Origin of the sequence: Caulobacter sp. BK020, from assembly GCF_004342605.1 — a bacterium.
GTDB lineage: Bacteria > Pseudomonadota > Alphaproteobacteria > Caulobacterales > Caulobacteraceae > Caulobacter.
The window spans coordinates 283,874-301,223 of the sequence record NZ_SLZL01000003.1 but is presented as its reverse complement, the minus strand read 5'-3'; the positions used below and the strand labels follow the sequence as shown (position 1 = coordinate 301,223).

Genomic DNA, 17,350 nt, shown 5'->3' with positions numbered 1-17,350 from the left:
CATGGCCGAGATCCTCAACCTGAACCAGGCCCGCAAGGCCAAGGCCAAGACCGACGCCAAGACCAGGGCCGCCGAGAACCGCGCCCGGTTCGGCCGGACCAAGGCCGACAAGGCCCTGGAGGCCGCGCGGGCCGACCGTTTGCAACGCGACTTGGACGGCGCCAAGCGCGAGGACTGAAACGCTCCGCGAGGGCGAATTTCAAGGTCCTCTCAACCTGCGCCAATCCGCCACACACCGCGTTAGCCTTTCCGCGGCGTCTCCCCTGTAGTGTCGAGTAAACGACGGACGGGGAGAGACATGGGCGATCGCGAGACGCTCAGGCTGGACGCCTTGCGGTCCTTCGGCGTGCTGGACACCCAGGCGGACCCGGCGATCGACCGATTGGCCGGCCTGGCCGCGAACCTGTTCGACACCCCGATCGCCGTGGTCTCCCTCGTCGATGAGCAACGCCTGTGGTTCAAGGCCAGGGTGGGCGTCGAAGAGACCGAAACGCCGCGCGACAAGGCGTTTTGCGGCTACGCCATCGATCTGGGCCCCGAGTCCGTCATGGTGGTCGAGGACGCCTCGACCGACCCGCGCTTCGTCGATAATCCCCTGGTCACCGGCCCGCCCGACCTGCGCTTCTACGCCGGCGCCACCCTGACCACCAAGGACGGCCATAACCTGGGAACGCTGTGCGTCCTCGATCACAAGCCGCGCCCTCGGCCCGACGATGCGGCGCTGGAGCGGCTGAGGCTGCTGGCGCGGATCGTGGTCGATGAATTCGAGCTGGCCAAGGCCCACCGGGAGACCCGGGAAAAGCAGCGCCTGCTCGAAATCGCCGAGACCATGGCCGGTGTCGGCCACTGGCGCCTGGACCTGTCCACCGACGCCATCACCTGGTCGGACGCGGTGTACGCGATCTATGGGGTCGATCGGGAGACCTTCGATCCCAACATCGACGACGCGGTCGCCTTCTATCACCCCGATGATCGCGAACGGGTCCGACGCCATGTGATCTCGACGATCGAGACGGGGACTGGCTTCGACTTCCAGCTCCGCCTCATTCGCGCGGACGGCGCCTTGCGGCACGTGGCCAGCCGCGGCGTCTGCGAACAGGACGATCAGGGGCGACCAACGGCCGTTTTCGGGCTCTTCCAGGACGTCACCGACACGGTCGCGACGATCGAAACCCTCCGGCGCCGCGAGATGCACTACCGCCTGGTCACCGAACACGCCGGCGACGTCATCACCCGCTACGACTTCTCGGGCGGCGGCTCGTTCATCTCCCCGGCCGTCGAGCGATTGCTGGGCTACACCGTGGCCGAGACCGTCGGCCTGACCGTCCCGAGCGTCCTGCATCCGCAGGATCGTGACGCGGTCATGACCGTCTTCGACCAGATGTCCCGCGGCCTGGACCACAAGACGATCCAGCACCGGTCGCGCCACAGGCGGGGCCATTACGTCTGGGTGGAATCCAACCTCCAGCTGGTGCGGGACGGGGATGGCGCGCCCCAGGAGATCGTCAGCGTCTCCCGCGACATCTCCGACCGCAAGGCCCTGGAGCTGGAGCTGATCACGGCGCGCGACCACGCCCGCGAACAGGCCCAGCGCGCGCTGCTGGCCGAAGACATCGGCGGTCTTGGCTATTGGCGGTACGACCTGCGCACGCGCCATCTCGACGTCTCGCGCAAGATGTTCGAGATCTATGGCCTGGACTATGTCGAGCAGCCGGAGATCGACCTCTTCAACGACTGCCTCCACCCCGGCGATCGGGCCTGGACGCTGGCGCGGATCGCCGAGCGCCTGCGCACCGGCGAGGACGATCACAACGTGCCCACCCGCATCGTCCGCCCCGACGGCGAGGAGCGTTGCGTCTCGGGCAGTTCGATCACCGTCAGGGGCGCCGACGGCCTTCCCGCGTTCATGATGGGCACGGTTTGCGACATCACCGAAGACCGCAGGGCCCAGGCCGCGCTCGCCGAGAACGAGGCGCGCTATCGCCTGCTGGCCGACAACGCCAGCGACATGATCGCCACCTTCAATCCCGCTGGCCAGATCTGCTTCATCTCACCGGCCTGCCGCACCGTGCTGGGCCGCGAGCCGGAAGAGCTGGTCGGCCGGCGTGTCGTCGATCTGACCCATCCCGACGACCGGGAGCACATGATCAACTACTACATGGCCCTGATCCGCCGCGGCCCTTCCGCGATCTCGGAGCCCTACGAGTTCAGGGCGCAGCACAAGGACGGCCGGTGGATCTGGCTGGAAGGCCAGCCGAAGCTGTCCTTCGACGAGGCGGGCGCGCTGGTCTCCATCCAGGACGTCGCCCGCGAGATCACCGCGCGCAAGGCGATGGAAGCGGCGCTGATGGAGGCTCGCGCGGAGGCCGAGGCCGCCGCCGCGGTCAAGTCCGAGTTCCTGTCGAACATGAGCCACGAGCTGCGCACGCCGCTGACGGCTGTGCTCGGCTTCTCGCGCCTGATCGCGGACCAGCCGGAGCTGTCGCCCGCCACCCGGCGGTTCGTCGACCGGGTCGCCAACGCCGGCCAGGCCCTGATGTCGACCATCAACGACATTCTCGACTTCTCCAAGCTGGAGGCCGGCCAGGTCGAGATCCGCAGCGCCGTCTGCGACCCGCGCCGCGTGATCGAGGACGCGCTGGATCTCTTCGCCTGTCAGGCCCATGAAAAGGGGATCACGCTGGACATCGCCGGCGCCGACACCCTGCCTCCGGCCCTGTTCATCGCGCCCGACCGGGTGCGCCAGGTGCTGCTCAACCTGATCGGCAACGCCGTCAAGTTCACCGACCACGGCGGAGTCATGGTCGAGGTCGCATGGCGCCAGGGGCCGAAAACGCTTCTGATCTCCGTCCACGACACCGGCGGCGGCGTTCCGGCCGACCGGCTGGACCAGCTGTTCAAGCGCTTCTCGCAGATCGACGGCTCCTCGACGCGGCGACATGGCGGCACAGGCCTGGGCCTGGCCATCTGCAAGGGTCTGGTCGAGGCCATGGGCGGCCAGATCGGCGTCGAGAGCGCCCTTGGCCGAGGCAGCCGTTTCTGGTTCGAGCTGCCCGCCGGCGAGGTCGAGTCCGCGGCCCTGGCCAGCGCCACGAACCAAGCGGCCGACCTTCCCGTCGCCTGCCGCGTGCTGGTGGTCGACGACAACCCCGTCAACCGCGACCTGGTGCGCACCGTGCTGGACGCTTTCGGCGCGGAAACCAGCGAAGCCGTCGACGGCGAAGCGGCGGTGGCCCGGGCGGGGGCCGAGCCGTTCGACATTATCCTGATGGACCTGCGGATGCCGGGCATGGGCGGGGTGGCCGCGGCGCGGGCCATTCGCCAAAGCCGCCTCAACGACAATGTTCCGATCATCGCCTTCTCCGCCGACGCGACGGAGGCGCCCGCCGGCGTGTTCGACGGCGTCGTCGCCAAGCCGCTTGAGACGCGCGTCCTGATCCACGAGATCAATCGCGCGCTCCAGTTCGAAACGGTCGACCATGCCGCCTGAAGCCAGAGCCAGACGAATCTTCATCGCCGAGGACGACCGCAGCGTCCTGGAACTGCTGACCACCCGGCTGGGTCTGGCCGGCTACGACACCGTCTATGGCCGCGACGGCTGGGAGGCGCTCGACGGCATCCACAGCGCCCAACCCGCGGCCGTCATTCTGGACGTCAACATGCCGCGCCTCGACGGCTTCGGCGTCCTTCGCCACCTGAGGAAGAGCCCGCGGGTGGCGCATATCCCGGTCATGATGCTGACGGCCCGCAACGCGCCGGGCGACATCAAGGAGGCGCTGGCCCTGGGGGCCCGCGACTATCTGGCCAAGCCCTTCACCGACGCCCAGCTTCTGGCCCGCGTGGCGCGACTGCTGAGGCCAAGACCTGTTTCAGCGCCGGCGAACGAGAGCATCCTGCTCTGAAGCAGGGGATGGGGCGGGCCGCCGCCCGCCTAGCGAGGCGCGAGATGACGCCTGGGCTTGGCCTGAGCCTCCCGCATTGCCGCAACCGCCTGCTCATGGGCCAAGCGGGCCAGCCGGGCCCGGCGTGCGATGATCCATTCCTGGACCAGCAGCACCCATCCGAACGTGGTTTCCTTATGGGTCTTGAACGCTTGGTCCATCATGATCACCCTTCCTGGCTTTCCATGATTGGAAAATCGACCCTTACGTCCGGGATGACAAACGCGGCTTCCTTGCGTAAGCATAAGGCCTGCTTATGCGTGACATCCTCGCCAGCCTGCCGCTCAGCGCCATCCGCATCTTCGAGGCGGCCGCGCGCCTGAAGAGCTTCACCCGCGCCGCCGACGAACTGGGCGTCAGCCAGGCCGCGGTCAGCTGGCAGGTGAAGGCCCTGGAGCAGCGCCTGGACCAGCCGCTGTTCACCCGCCTGCCCCGCGAGGTGACTTTGACCCCGGCCGGCGAGCGCCTGTCGCGGGCGGCGACCGAGGCGATGAGCGTCCTGCGCACGGCGGTGTCCGACCTGGTCGACACCGAGGAGGGCGTGCTGTCGATCACCACGGTGCAGAGCATCGGCGGCCACTGGCTGGCCCCGCGCCTGGGCGGCTTCCAGATCGCCCATCCCCGCATCGCCGTGCGGCTGGACGCCTCCAGCCGGGTGGTCGACCTGCAGCGCGAGCCGTTCGACCTGGCCCTGCGCGCCGGCGGCGGCGACTGGCCGGGCATGGAGGCGCATCTGCTGATCCCCTCCGTCCAGACCGTGCTGTGCACGCCGACGGTGCTGGCGCGGTCGGGCGGTCTGACCCGTCCGGCCGACCTGCTGCGGGCCCCGCGGATCGGCTCTCCGGACTTCTGGGTGCGCTGGTTCGAGGCGGCCGGCGTCGACGCCAGCGACGATCGCGCCCCGCCCCGCCTGTCGGCCGACGCCCAGGCGCTGGAGGTGGCCACCGCCCTGGCCGACCAGGGCTTCGCCTTGGGCTCGCCGATCTTCTTCGCCCAGGAGATCGCCCAGGGCCGGCTGGTCGCCCCGTTCGACATCACCGTCCACTACGGCGGCGGCTATTGGCTGGTCTATCCGGCCGAACGCCGCCGCGTGCGCAAGATCACCGTCTTTCGCGACTGGATCCTGGACCAGGCCGCCGCCGACCCGCTGATCGCGCGCTACAGTAGATCCTAGCGCATTGCGCGGAAAAGTGGATGCCGGTTTTCCGCAAAAGCGATGCGAAAACAAAGAGCTAGAGCAAGTCGTGCGATTCCTATATCGCGCGATTTGCTCTAGCGCACCTCGTAGCCGTAGCGCTTGATGATGGCGATCGCGGCCGGGGACTTCAGGAAGGTCAGGAACGCCCGGGCGGCGGGGTTCTCCTCGCCTGTTCGCAGCAGCACGGCCTGCTGCTGGATCGGCGCGTGGTCGGCGGCGGGGACCAGCCAGCGCGACCCGCCGGGCTCGTCGATCACCTGCGACAGGGCGACGAACCCCAGCTCGGCGTTGCCGGTGGCCACGTACTGGTAGGCCTGGGTGATCGACGCGCCCCGGACGATCTTCGGCGCCAGGGCGTCGTAGACCTTCAGCTTGCGCATCGTCTCGACCGCGGCCTCGCCATAGGGCGCGGCGGCCGGGTCGGCGATGGCCAGCTTGGCGAACCGGTCCGAGGCTAGCACCGCCCCCTTGCCGTCGACCAGGCCCGGTGTCCGGGAATAGAGCACCAGGCGGCCGACGGCGTAGGTGAACCGCGTGCGGGGAACGGCCAGCCCCTCCTGCTCGGCCTTCAGCGGCCGTTCCGCGTCGGCCGACAGGAACACCTCGTACGGCGCCCCGTGGGCCATCTGGGTGTAGAACTGGCCCGAGGAGCCGAAGCTCAGCGTCGCGGTATGGCCGGTCTTGGCCTTGAAGGCGGCGGCGATCGCCTTGGCCGGCTCGGTGAAGTTGGCGGCGACCGCCACCTGGGCGTCGGCGGCCAGGACAGGCGTCGCGGTCAGGGCGAAGGCGACCCCGAACAGGGCCAGGCCGACCAGCTTCAAGCGGTGGGTGATCATGCGGACTCTCAAAAAGCGGACTCTCAGCGCGTTATGTAGTTCAACTACCGAACGCTGAAGAGGGTCAAGCCCCGGCGGCCTTTCAAGTGCGGCTAGGCCCGGTCGCGACGCCGCGGCGGGATGGCCTGATAGGCGGTGTTGGGCGCGATCCTCAAGGTCCGGCGCGCCTCATCCAGCGGCAGGGCGAACAGGGCCGGATAGTCGACCGCCGGCAGCCAGACCGCCGCCCGGCCGTTGCGCCAGGCCTCGCGCACCGCCTTGCCATAGGGCAGGTCCGGCGCGCCCTTCTGCAGATGCCGCGCCCCGGCCAAGGCGATGACCGCGAAGCCCAGGCTGCGGGTCTGGGCGTGGGAGAAGGCCACCACGCAGACCTCGCCCAGGGCGTCCGTGCCGTAGCCGGTCAGCACGTGCCAGACGTCGTGCACGTCGCGCATGCGCCGCGCGTACCAGGCCAGGGGATGGGCGGCGTCGACATCGGCTTCGCGGACCTTGCGGCTTTCCTCGGCCAGGCCTTCGGCGGACAGGCCGCGCGGGGCGATGAAATCGCGATAGGCGGCGCCGACCGTGCCGGGGCCGAACTGCTCCAGCCAGGCCGCATCCGACAGCCGTTCGGCCAACTCGTCGCGCTCGTAGGCGATGCGGCCGCCTTCCGGGGTGCTCAGCAGCCGGCGGTAGCCGTTCGGGATCGCCTTGCCCGACAAGGCCCGCATGATCTCGAACACCTGGGCGGTGTCTTCCTTGTCGGCGAGCAGGCGCCGGACGGCCCGGAACGCCCGCAAAGGCTGCAGGGTGAAGGTGTCGCGCGTCCGCCTCATCGGTTCGCGAGGCTTTGGCCCACCGAGCACTTGCGTGGCTGCGATCATGGGGCATGCTCCTGCTGGACCCAATAAAGATGACATGGCGTCATTTTTATTCAAGAGGGTTCGGCGACCCCGATCGGGAACCTTGGCGCAGCGCCAGACGGCATATGGGGACAGGCGAGATGGGTAGTCTGAAGAAGCGTTCGATCAACCTGGCCGGCCACGCGACCTCCCTGGCCCTGGAACCCGAGTTCTGGGCCGTGCTGCAGGCGGCCGCCGGGGCCGACAAGATCAGCATCGCCGGACTGATCCAGCGGATCGACGCCGGACGCGGCGAGCGCCCCCTGGCCTCGGCCTGCCGGGTGTTCGCCCTGCAATACGCCCAGGGGGACGAGGCCGGCGCGGTCTAGCCCTGCTCGACGCCCGGCCCCGGCCTGGGCAGCGGCAGGGGCGCGGGATCGGGCGCCCGATGCGGCAGCGCCGGCCTTTCCGGCAGCCGCATCGACAGGTCGGCCGACCGCACGGTCAGCAGGCCGGAGCGCCAGCTGGCGACCATCAGGGCGGCGATCAGCAACAGCACGCCCAGCAGGGTCAGACCTGCCACGCCCAGGTGTTGCGGCCGAAGATCGTGGTGACGCGCCATGGCGTCTCCTCCTAGTTGGCCGGCTTCGGCGCTTCAGGAACCTTGGGCGCCTCGACCTGCGGGGCGGAGACGTTGATGTCGACCCGCTTCTTCTGCGTCACGCCGCCCGCGAAGACGAAGTAGGCGATCACCGCCACCACGACCACCAGGGCGCCGATGATGAACGCCATGCCGGTCCCGCCGCCACCGCCGCTCGTATTGGTTTCTTCAGCCACGTTGGTCTCCCGTGTTGTCGTCCCCGTTCGAACAAACGACAGGTGACGGTCGAAGTTCCTGGCCGTGAGGGCGGCGGATCGGCGCAAGGGCTTAAGCCGGACGATCTTTGTGCTACATATGTTCCATGTCCCAAGGCTTCGACTCGCGCCCGTCTTCCGGCGCTTTCCCCGGCGATCTTCCCGCCCCCCGCATCTCCGACCTGGCCCGCCCCCGCGGGCCGGACGGTGCGCGCGAGGCGCCGAGCTATCTGGAGGGGCTGAACCCCGAACAGCGGGCCGCCGTCGAGGCCACCGAAGGCCCGGTGCTGGTGCTGGCCGGCGCCGGCACCGGCAAGACCCGCGTGCTGACCACTCGCCTGGCCCATATCCTGGCGACGGGCCGCGCCCGGCCGTGGGAACTGCTGGTGGTCACCTTCACCAACAAGGCCGCGCGCGAGATGCGCGAGCGGATCACCCACATCATCGGCGACCAGGCCGAGGGCCTGCGCTGGCTGGGCACCTTCCACTCGGTGGCCGCCCAGATCCTGCGCCGCCACGCCGAACTGGTCGGACTGAAGTCCAGCTACACGATCATCGACACCGACGACCAGGAACGGCTGCTCAAGCAGCTGATCGAGGCCGCGAACATCGACGCCAAGCGCTGGACGCCAAGGACTCTCGCCGGTCTGATTGATGCCTGGAAGAACCGCGGCTGGACACCGGACCGCGTGCCGCAGAGCGAAGCCGGCGAGTTCGCCAACGGCCGGGGCGTCACCCTTTACCGCCAGTACCAGGAGCGCCTGCGCATCCTGAACGCCTGCGACTTCGGCGACCTGCTGCTGCACAACATCACCATCTTCACGGCCAATCCGGACGTGCTGGCCGACTTCCAGCGGCGCTTCCAGTACGTGATGGTCGACGAGTACCAGGACACCAACGTCGCCCAGTACCTGTGGCTGCGGCTGCTGGCCCAGGGCCGCCAGAACGTCTGCTGCGTGGGCGACGACGACCAGTCGATCTATGGCTGGCGCGGGGCCGAGGTCGACAACATCCTGCGTTTCGAGCGCGACTTCCCGGGCGCCAAGGTCATCAAGCTGGAGCGCAACTACCGCTCCACCGAGCACATCCTGGCCGCCGCTTCGGGCCTGATCGACGCCAATAAGAGCCGACTGGGCAAGACCCTGTGGACCGAGGCCTCGGGCGGCGAGAAGGTCAAGGTCAGCGGCGTCTGGGACGGCGAGGCCGAGAGCCGAATGGTCGCCGACGAGATCGAGAAGGCCAGGCGGGCCGGCCGCAAATACAGCCAGATGGCCATCCTCGTGCGCGCCTCGTTCCAGATGCGGGCCTTCGAAGAGCGGTTCGTGATGCTGCAGATCCCCTACAAGGTGGTCGGCGGCCCGCGGTTCTTCGAGCGCGCCGAGATCCGCGACGCCCACGCCTATCTGCGGCTGATCCAGTCGCCCGACGACGACCTGGCCTTCGAGCGCATCGTCAACGTCCCCAAGCGCGGCATCGGCGACACCTCGGTGCAGAAGCTGCTGCAGATCGCGCGGCTGGAAGGGATCTCCACGGTCGACGCGGCGCGGGTGATCATCGGCGGCGACGACCTGCCGGCCCGCACCCGCACGGCGCTGAGCAACTTCCTGCGCGACCTGGACCGGTGGCGAGCCCTGGCCGCCAACACCCCGCACCAGCGGGTGATGGAGGCGGTGCTGGAGGAGAGCGGCTATACCGACGCCCTGCGGCTCGACAAGGGTCCCACCAGCCAGACGCGACTGGAGAACCTGAAGGAACTGGTCCAGTCGATGGGCGCTTTCGACACGCTGGAAGGCTATCTGGAGCACGTGTCGCTGGTCATGGACCTGGACAAGGGCGCCGGCGACGACGCGGTCTGGATCATGACCCTGCACTCGGCCAAGGGGCTGGAGTTCCCGCTGGTCTTCCTGCCCGGCTGGGAGGAAGGGGTGTTCCCCAGCCAGCGCAGCATGGACGACAAGGGCGAGAAGGGCCTCGAGGAAGAGCGCCGCCTGGCCTATGTCGGCATCACCCGGGCCCGCGAGGAGGCCCGGATCAGCTTCGTGGCCAACCGCCAGGTCTATGGCCGCTGGACGTCGCAGCTGCCCTCGCGGTTCGTCGACGAACTGCCCCTGGCCCACGTCGATGCGGCGTCCGAGACCGGCTATTACGGCGGCGGTCCGGGCATGCAGCAGACGGTGTCGTCGCGCTGGGACGATCCGGGGACCAGCACGTTCACCGCCGGCAGCTATGACAGCCCCGGCTGGAAGCGGGCCCAGGAACGCACCGCCGGCTTCAGCGAGCGCGGCGCGACCTGGCGCAGCGGCGGCTCGGCCGCCCGCTCGGCCCCGATCGAGGGCGAGGGCCGGCTGGTGGCGGTCTCGGCCAGCTCGGCGGCCAGCGCCTACACGCGCGGCGACCGGGTGTTCCACGTCAAGTTCGGCTACGGCAAGGTCACCGGCGTGGAGGGCAACAAGCTTTCGGTGGCGTTCGACAAGGCCGGCGACAAGAAGGTGATCGACAGCTTCGTGGAGAAGGCCTGAGGCGGGAGCGGACCCCGCCCCTCCCCTAACCGTGCGACCGGGCCCATATTCCTGTCCATGGCTGTTCCCCGCGTCCGCGTGATCGATCTGGAGACCGCCGGAAACGGTCCGCATGACGTCTGCGAGATCGGCTGGCAGGACGTCACGCAGGGCCTCGACGGCCGCTGGCGCATCGACGAGGGCCGAGGATCGCGACTGGTCAATCCCGGCCGCCCGATCACGCCCGAGACCATGGCGGTTCACCACATCATCGACGAGGACGTCGCCGACGCGCCGTTCTGGAAGGCGGTGGCGGGCGAGGTGCTGAAGCCCGAAGGCGGCGTCCAGGCCCTGGCCGCCCACCGCGCCGCCTTCGAACAGCGCTACTGCACGCCCAGGTTCGCCGGCGGCGCGCCCTGGATCTGCACCTGGAAGTGCGCCCTGCGGCTATGGCCGCACCTGACCAGCTTCTCTAACCAGATGCTGCGCTACCAGCGCATGCCCGAGGGCCTGGTCCGCCAGCTGGGCCTGCCCGCCCATCGGGCGCTGCCGGACGCCTATGTCACCGCCCACCACCTGCGCGACATGCTGGGTGAAGCTTCGCTGGAACAGCTTCTGGCCTGGAGCCGCGAGCCGGGCCTGCTGCCGCGCGTGCCGGCCGGCCCCGAACGCGGCAAGCCCTGGGACCGCCTGAGCGTCGAAACGCTGCGAGCGTTCGCCCAGGACCGCGACCCGAACCTCCGCTTCAGCGCCGAGACCGAACTGCGCCGTCGGGGCGAGTCTGCGGAACCGGCGGCCGTCGAACCAGCACAGCGGACTTTGCTCTGAGGGCAATCGCGATCAAATGACCGCTCGAGGCTCCCGCGATCCCTGCCGCATGCTTCGTTACGAGTCCCTGCCATGAACCCCGTCGAGAAGGCCGTCTGGTTCATCGAAAGCCATTTCGCTCAGCCCCTGGACCTGGACGAGATCGCCGAGGCCGGCGGGGTTTCGCGTTTCCACATGTCCCGCGCCTTCGTGGTGGCCACCAATCGTCCGGTAATCAGCTACCTGCGCGCGCGGCGACTGACGGAGGCGGCGCGCGCGCTTGCGCAAGGAGCTCCCGACATCCTGTCGGTGGCTCTGGAGGCCGGTTACGGCTCGCACGAAGCGTTCACCCGCGCGTTCCGTGACCAGTTCGGGATCACACCCGAGCAGGTGCGGGCGGCGCGCGACCTGGAACCCCTGAACCTCGTGGAGCCTATCGTGATGGACAGCAGCCTTCGAACCGACCTTCCCCCGCCGCGCATCGAGCAGGGCCGCGCCCTGCTGATCGCCGGCCTGACCGGCCGCTACGGCTGCGAGGGCGCCGGCGGCATTCCCGCCCAGTGGCAGCGCTTCGGCGAGCATATCGGCCACATCCCGGGCCAGCGCGGAGACGTCGCCTACGGCGTCGTGCTGAACGGCGACGACCTGGGCAATTTCGACTATGTCACCGGCGTCGAGGTGGCCGACGTCTCAGACCTGCCGAAGGACTTCGCCTCGGTACGGATCGCGCCCCACCTCTACGCGGTGTTCCACCACGCCGAGCACGTCTCGATGATCCGCCGGACCATGCACACCATCTACAGCCAGTGGCTGCCGGAGTCGGCCTACGAGCCGGCCGACGCCCCGTTCTTCGAGCGCTACGGCCCCGAGTTCGATCCTCGGACCGGCGAAGGCGGGCTGGAGGCGTGGATCCCGATCAAGCCGAAGAGCTGACTTGGTGGGCAGCGCCTAACCCCGAACCCGGGCTGGGTTGCCGACCACCGTCGCGCCCCGGGGCACGTCGCGGGTGACCACGCTGCCGGCTCCGATGATGGCGTCGTCGCCGATGGTCACGCCGGGCAGGATGATCGATCCGCCGCCGATCCAGACGTTTTCGCCGATGCTGACCGGGCGGGCGTATTCGATGCCCGTCCGGCGTTCGACCGGGTCGCGCGGATGCTCGGCGGTGTAGATCTGGACGTGCGGCCCGATCGTCGTGGCCGCGCCGATGGTCACCCGCGTGACGTCCAGGATCACGCAGTTGAAGTTGAGAAACGCGCCCTCGCCGATGGCGATGTTGTAGCCGTAGTCGCAGTGGAAGGGCGGCCGGATGCCGACGCGGTCGCCGACCTCCGCCAACAGCTCGCGCAGCAGGGCGTGACGCGCCGACGGCGGCAGGTCCAGGGCGTTGTAGCGCCCCATCCAGGCGACCGCCGCCTCGTGGTCGGCCATGATCTCGGGATCGACGGGACTATAGAGATCGCCGGCCAGCATGCGCTGCTTGTGGGTGCGGGCGTCGGTCACGAGGCGAGGACTCCTTGCTCGCCTTCTCCATGCCAGACGCAGGCCCCCGGGACAAATTGGGGGGCGTCCGACCGCTTCAAAACCGCTCCAGCGCCTCGCGCACCATGTCCGGCGCGTGGTCGATCACCCGCAGATAGGCCGTCAGGGCCGCGTCCGGCCGGGCCTGGCCCAGTTCCAACGCGGCCAGCTGGGCCAGCGGAATGCCAAAGGCCCGCGCGAACTCGCCCTGCGACAGACCGCTGCGCCAGCGCACGCCCTGCACCAGGGCCCGGGCCGAACGGACGTGGCCGGGGTCGGCCTGATCATCGACGGCCATGTCGGCGGTGATCTGGGATCTGGTCATGCAACGCTCCTCGCACTTCCCCCTCGGATGCGAGGGATGTAGCCGCTTTCCGTTGCAGGAATTCGACCCCTTTGCGTCGGCGGGGCGACTCTATCAGGGCTTTTTGGGCGTGATCACCCGGGGCTGGGCGGCCATGGCCCGGGCCTTGGCGTCGACGGCCTCCACGCCCCGCAGCGGGTCGCCGGCCGCTTCCAGCATGCTGTTGAAAACCTTCAGGTCCTTGGTGCTGATCTTCTGGACGTCCTTGTCCTTGGCCCATTCCAGGCCGATCAGCTGGCCCAGCCGGCAGGCCTTGGGCAGCAGGGCCGGCTGCTCGCCGGGACCGCCCTTGGCCAGCAGCTTGCCGACGATGTCGTTCCAGTTGGGCGAACCGGGAAAGCAGAACGACAGGTGGTCGCAGGTCCCGGTCCAAAATCGCTTGTACCAGCGCTGGTGCTCGTCGGTGTCGAAGCGGATGGCGTCTGTCGGCTTGACCACCGACCGGCAATCGGCGCGCACGAACTCACCGGCCCGAGCGGCCGGCGCGATCCCCAACAACGCCACGGCCGCCAGGACCGTCCAACCTCTACGCAACACCAACAGCAACTTCCCCGAAACGCGACCGAACACGTCCTTTTCGGACGCTCTATCCAAACTTGGTATCGCGCTGATTAAGAACGATCTTCCGACAAAAATGCGGCGGTCGCCTCGATCGCTTCCACCAGGCTCACCCGCTCGATCGTCACGCCCTCCGGCAGGCTGGAGAACAGCCGGGTCGGCGCGGCGGCGTCCAGCATCACGAACACCCCCCGGTCGTCGGCCCGCCGGATCAGGCGGCCGAACGCCTGGCTGATGCGGGCGCGGGCGGTCGAGTCGTCATAGCCCTTGCCGCCAAAGCGCGCGCGGCGGGCCTTGTGCAGCACGTCGGGACGCGGCCAGGGCACGCGGTCGAAGACCAGCAGGCGCAGGGACCGGCCCGGCACGTCGATGCCGTCGCGGATGGCGTCGGTGCCCAGCAGGCAGGCGTCCTCCTCGGCCCGGAAGATGTCGACCAGGGCGCCGGCCTCCAGCGGATCGACGTGCTGGGCGTAGAGGGCCAGGCCCTCGTCGGCCAAGGGCGCGGCGATCCGCTCATGGACGGCCTTCAACCGGCGGATGGCGGTGAACAGGCCAAGCCCGCCGCCGCCGGCCGCCAGGAACAGCTCGCGCATCGCCGCCGACACCTGCCGCGGATCGTCCTTGCCGACGTCGGTGACCACGAAGGCTCGGGCGTTCTTCTCGTAGTCGAACGGCGAAACCAGGCGCAGCACCTTGGGGCTTTGCGGCAGGCGCGCGGCGCCGGTGCGCATCTCGGCCAGGGCGAAAGGGTCCTCCAGGGCTGGGTCGGTCAGGGTGGCGCTGGTCACCAGCACGCCGTGGGCGGGCGAGAGGACGGCGGCGCGCAGCGGTTCGGTCGGGTCCACCCAGTGGCGGCGGCAGGCGGCGTCGACGACGCGGCCGTACAGGAACGTGGCCTCGAACCAGTCGACGAACTCCGGGTCGTCTTCCGCGTCCTCGTCGATGGCCTTCAGGATCGAGCGCCAAGCCGGCAGGGTCATGCGGGCCCGACGGTCCAGGCCGCGCAGCGCGCCCTCGATCCGCGCCCGCTCCGAGGTCGGCAGGGTGTCGGCCTCCTCGTCCAGCACGTCCTCCAGATGGCGCGCCAGGGCCAGCAATGGCGCCTCGATGGCGGCCAGGGCCTTGGCCGCCTCGCCGGCCCGCTCGCGCACCAGCTCGATGGCCGGACGGGCGGCGCATTGCAGCCCCTGCTCGGCCGCGCCGGGCCGGTCGGTGACTCGAGCCCGCAGCTGTTCAATTACCGAGACCAAGTATGTTTCAATAGGCCCGATCGGATTGACCTGGCCGTCCGGCGGGGCGATCCGGCCCGACCAGCCTTCGCCGGGCAGGGCCGCGGCGGCCTGCAGGGCGGCGTTCAGCGCACCGCGGGCCCCTTCGCGCTCGCCGATGATGTCCAGGAGCCGAGCCTCCAGCCCCCTGCCCCGCCGGCCGCGTCCCTCAGGACCCCGCAGCCAGCGGCGCAGCTCGGCCGCCTCGGCCCCGGACAGGGCGGCCGAGAAGGCGCTGTCGGCGGCGTCGAACAGGTGGTGGCCTTCGTCGAAGACGATGCGCTTGAGCGAGGTGGTCTCGTTGTCGCCCTTCAGCCCCCGCGCCGCCCGGGCCCCGTCGAAGGCCGCCTGGCTCAGCACCAGGGCGTGATTGGCGATGACGATATCGGCCCGCTTGGACGCCCGCACGGCCTTCTCGATGAAGCAGACGCGGTAGTGCTGGCAGCCGGCGTGGATGCATTCGCCCCGCCGGTCGACCAGGTTGGCCGGGCCGGCCTGGACCGAGGGCGGGATGGCGAACAGGGTCGGCAGCCAGGCCGGAAAGTCGCCGCCGGTCATGTCGCCGTCGCGGCTGGCGCGCGCCCAGCGGGCCGCCAGTCCCAGGCCGATCAGGTCGCCATTGCCCAACTGGGCGGCGTTGACCTGCTCCTGGAAGTTCAGCAGGCACAGATAGTTCTCGCGCCCCTTGCGGACCACGGCCTTGCGGGCCCGCACCAGCGGGTCGGGATAGATCGAATGGCTCTCGCGCTCGATCTGCCGCTGCAGGGCGCGGGTATAGGTGCTGATCCACACCGACGGCCCGTTCATCTCGGACCACACCGAGGCCGGCGCCAGATAGCCCAAGGTCTTGCCAACCCCGGTGCCGGCCTCGGCCAGCATCATCTGCGGCTCGCCCTCGCGGTCACGCGGGGCGAAGGCGAAGGCGGCCTCGCGGGCGAAGGTGTCCTGGGCCTCGCGCGCCTCGTCCAGGCCCGAGCGCTGCAGCAACTCGCGAAGGCGTTCACTGGCGCGTTCGGGATCGACCGGGCGCGAACCGGGCTCGCCGGGCGGGGCCTGGTCTTCCCACTCCACCGCGCGGGCCCAGACGTCGAGGCCGGAGCTGCGGAACTGATTGCCGACCGGGGCCGAGCGCAGGGCGCCGACCACCGCCGGTCCCCAGGCCCAGCCGGCCCGGGCCAGGGTCTCGGCGACCGCCAGGGCCTCTTCGCGCGAAGGCCGCGGCGTCAGCGCCAGCTCGTGCAGCAGGGCGGTGGCCGCGTCGCGCAGGGTCTGGGCCTGGGCGGGGGCGCCCTTGGGCTCGGGCAGCCCCAGGGCCGTGGCCAGCCCCACGGCCGACGGCGCGCAGAAGGTGGCCGGGCGGGTGAAGGCGTACAGCTCCAGCACGTCGAACACGCCGCGCCCGCGCGCCGGGGCCTGCAGGTTCAGCCGCTTGGCGGTCATCGACGCATGGGCGACCAGGACAGGGCCGTATTCGAACAGGTCCCGGGCGTCGGGCGTGCGCAGCGGCCGCCCACCGCCCTCGTCGCCCGGCCGCCCCGCGCTTCCATCGGCATAGCCGGCCCTCGGCCCGGGCAGAACCACCAGGGCCGGGGCAAGATCAAGAGTGGGAATCTGGGCGCTCACGGCCCCTTGTTAGCAGTTCGGAGCCCGAAACAGAATGCGAACAGAAACGTCAGGCGATCGGGGTTTCCGAAGAGCCGCCTTCCAGGCGCTCGGCGGCGTCCGACGCGGCTTGCGCCACCTCTTCGTCGTCGCTCTCGGCCGCCATCCGATAGAGTTGAACCGCCTTGGCGCGGCTGGCCTTCACGCCTTCGCCGTCCTCGTACATCTGGCCCAGCTGGTAACAGGCCGTAAGGTTGCCGGCCCTGGCGGACAGGGCATAGAGGCGCAGGGCCTTTTCAAGGTCGACCGCAACGCCCTCGCCGTTCTGGTAGGCGGCGGCGACATTGGCCAGGGCCACCGCCGAACCGTGCTGGGCCGCGGCCACATAGAGCCTCAGCGCCTGCCCTTCGTCGACGGGCATGCCGTAGCCCTGCAGGGCGTAGGTCCCCAGGTCGTTGATCGCGTCGACCGAGCCGGCGGCGGCGGCCTTGCGCATCCAGGCCACGGCCTGGGTCTCGTCGGCGGCCACGCCGCGTCCCAGCTGATAGGCCAGGGCCAGCTTGTACATCCCGCCCTCGTCGCCGCCCGCCGCGGCGCGCCAGTACCAACCCAGGGCCTGGGTCAGGTCCTCGGAACTGGTCTCATAGACCAGGCCGGCGTTGTAGGCCCCCAGGGCGTCGCCCTTGGCGGCGGCGGCCTTGTACAGCGACAGCGCCTTGGCCTCGTCCTGGTCCAGGTCCTCGCCGGCGAAATAGAGATTGCCCAGGGCGATCATGCAGCCGGTGTCGCCAGCCCTGACCCCGGCGTTCAGCCAGCGGACCGCGGCCTCGACGTCCCGTTGGTCGCCCTTGGCGTTCAGGTAGCTGTCGGCCAGCAGGTCGTAGGCGGCGACGTCGCCGGCCTGGGCGCGGCGCAGCAGCTCGGCTCGCGCCGGCTCCTTCGGCGCGGCGGACGCGGCCAGGGACGGCGCGCCGACCGCCAGCATCGCCGCCAAGGCCAAGCCTGCAAGGCCGTTCCGAGCCATCCGTCCCATGCGCGTCACGCCCTCGCGATCCTGTCCTTCGGGTAGCCCCGCCTACCA

18 protein-coding genes are annotated in these 17,350 nt (G+C 69.8%); 8 read left to right on the top strand and 10 right to left on the bottom strand.

Going from position 1 to position 17,350, the window contains the following annotated elements:
* Position 1 precedes the first annotated feature (1 nt).
* From EV278_RS05400 to EV278_RS05390, 3 genes are all read left to right on the top strand, one after another.
* Positions 2–178, top strand: a complete 177-nt coding sequence (locus tag EV278_RS05400; RefSeq protein WP_132087641.1) for a DUF4169 family protein — start codon at positions 2–4, stop codon at positions 176–178.
* 120 nt (positions 179–298) lie between these two features.
* Positions 299–3,490 (top strand): PAS domain S-box protein, encoded by a 3,192-nt coding sequence (locus EV278_RS05395; protein WP_132087638.1) that lies wholly within the window; start codon positions 299–301, stop codon positions 3,488–3,490.
* A complete protein-coding gene (locus tag EV278_RS05390; RefSeq protein ID WP_132087635.1) occupies positions 3,480–3,902 on the top strand; it encodes a response regulator in 423 nt (140 codons plus the stop codon). The genes EV278_RS05395 and EV278_RS05390 overlap by 11 nt, the downstream gene beginning before the upstream one ends.
* A 29-nt stretch (positions 3,903–3,931) precedes the next feature.
* Here the strand turns inward: EV278_RS05390 and EV278_RS23910 are convergent, their stop codons facing one another.
* Positions 3,932–4,105 (bottom strand): hypothetical protein, encoded by a 174-nt coding sequence (locus tag EV278_RS23910; RefSeq protein ID WP_165916529.1) that lies wholly within the window; start codon positions 4,103–4,105, stop codon positions 3,932–3,934.
* 92 nt (positions 4,106–4,197) lie between these two features.
* Here EV278_RS23910 and EV278_RS05385 point away from each other — a divergent pair, with 92 nt between their 5' ends.
* The gene (locus EV278_RS05385; protein WP_132087632.1) at positions 4,198–5,115 is read left to right on the top strand and encodes a LysR substrate-binding domain-containing protein; all 918 of its coding nucleotides are present in this window, start codon (positions 4,198–4,200) and stop codon (positions 5,113–5,115) included.
* A 98-nt stretch (positions 5,116–5,213) separates the two neighbouring features.
* Here EV278_RS05385 and modA read toward each other — a convergent pair whose 3' ends face one another.
* Both modA and EV278_RS05375 read right to left on the bottom strand, forming a co-directional pair.
* The gene (gene modA / locus EV278_RS05380; RefSeq protein ID WP_132087629.1) at positions 5,214–5,975 is read right to left on the bottom strand and encodes a molybdate ABC transporter substrate-binding protein; all 762 of its coding nucleotides are present in this window, start codon (positions 5,973–5,975) and stop codon (positions 5,214–5,216) included.
* A gap of 92 nt (positions 5,976–6,067) precedes the next feature.
* Positions 6,068–6,838: a Coq4 family protein gene (locus EV278_RS05375; RefSeq protein ID WP_132087626.1), complete on the bottom strand. Its 771-nt coding sequence runs from the start codon at positions 6,836–6,838 to the stop codon at positions 6,068–6,070.
* A 119-nt stretch (positions 6,839–6,957) separates the two neighbouring features.
* Here EV278_RS05375 and EV278_RS05370 point away from each other — a divergent pair, with 119 nt between their 5' ends.
* On the top strand, positions 6,958–7,185 hold the full coding sequence (locus EV278_RS05370; RefSeq protein ID WP_132087623.1) for a ribbon-helix-helix domain-containing protein: 228 nt from the start codon (positions 6,958–6,960) through the stop codon (positions 7,183–7,185).
* Here EV278_RS05370 and EV278_RS05365 read toward each other — a convergent pair.
* Both EV278_RS05365 and EV278_RS05360 read right to left on the bottom strand, forming a co-directional pair.
* A complete protein-coding gene (locus tag EV278_RS05365; protein ID WP_132087620.1) occupies positions 7,182–7,418 on the bottom strand; it encodes a hypothetical protein in 237 nt (78 codons plus the stop codon). The two genes, EV278_RS05370 and EV278_RS05365, sit on opposite strands and share 4 nt — an antisense overlap.
* An 11-nt stretch (positions 7,419–7,429) precedes the next feature.
* Positions 7,430–7,633, bottom strand: a complete 204-nt coding sequence (locus EV278_RS05360; RefSeq protein ID WP_132087617.1) for a hypothetical protein — start codon at positions 7,631–7,633, stop codon at positions 7,430–7,432.
* Positions 7,634–7,758: 125 nt separating this feature from the next.
* Here EV278_RS05360 and EV278_RS05355 point away from each other — a divergent pair, with 125 nt between their 5' ends.
* The 3 genes from EV278_RS05355 to EV278_RS05345 all read left to right on the top strand — a co-directional run bounded on the left by EV278_RS05355 (position 7,759) and on the right by EV278_RS05345 (position 11,889).
* Entirely contained in the window at positions 7,759–10,170 is a 2,412-nt protein-coding gene (locus tag EV278_RS05355) for a UvrD-helicase domain-containing protein (protein WP_132087614.1), read from the top strand.
* Between the two features lie 57 nt (positions 10,171–10,227).
* Entirely contained in the window at positions 10,228–10,977 is a 750-nt protein-coding gene (locus EV278_RS05350; RefSeq protein ID WP_132087611.1) for an exonuclease domain-containing protein, read from the top strand.
* Positions 10,978–11,049: 72 nt separating this feature from the next.
* Complete coding sequence (locus EV278_RS05345; protein WP_132087608.1) at positions 11,050–11,889, top strand: AraC family transcriptional regulator; 840 nt, start codon at positions 11,050–11,052, stop codon at positions 11,887–11,889.
* A 15-nt stretch (positions 11,890–11,904) separates the two neighbouring features.
* Here EV278_RS05345 and EV278_RS05340 read toward each other — a convergent pair whose 3' ends face one another.
* The 5 genes from EV278_RS05340 to EV278_RS05320 form a co-directional block, all read right to left on the bottom strand.
* The gene (locus EV278_RS05340; RefSeq protein ID WP_279389368.1) at positions 11,905–12,459 is read right to left on the bottom strand and encodes a sugar O-acetyltransferase; all 555 of its coding nucleotides are present in this window, start codon (positions 12,457–12,459) and stop codon (positions 11,905–11,907) included.
* Positions 12,460–12,535: 76 nt separating this feature from the next.
* The gene (locus EV278_RS05335) at positions 12,536–12,802 is read right to left on the bottom strand and encodes a hypothetical protein (protein WP_132087605.1); all 267 of its coding nucleotides are present in this window, start codon (positions 12,800–12,802) and stop codon (positions 12,536–12,538) included.
* Between the two features lie 93 nt (positions 12,803–12,895).
* Positions 12,896–13,378 (bottom strand): hypothetical protein, encoded by a 483-nt coding sequence (locus tag EV278_RS05330; protein ID WP_243692088.1) that lies wholly within the window; start codon positions 13,376–13,378, stop codon positions 12,896–12,898.
* Between the two features lie 74 nt (positions 13,379–13,452).
* A complete protein-coding gene (locus EV278_RS05325; RefSeq protein WP_132087599.1) occupies positions 13,453–16,290 on the bottom strand; it encodes an ATP-dependent DNA helicase in 2,838 nt (945 codons plus the stop codon).
* 49 nt (positions 16,291–16,339) lie between these two features.
* A complete protein-coding gene (locus EV278_RS05320) occupies positions 16,340–17,302 on the bottom strand; it encodes a tetratricopeptide repeat protein (protein WP_243692098.1) in 963 nt (320 codons plus the stop codon).
* Positions 17,303–17,350 lie beyond the last annotated feature (48 nt).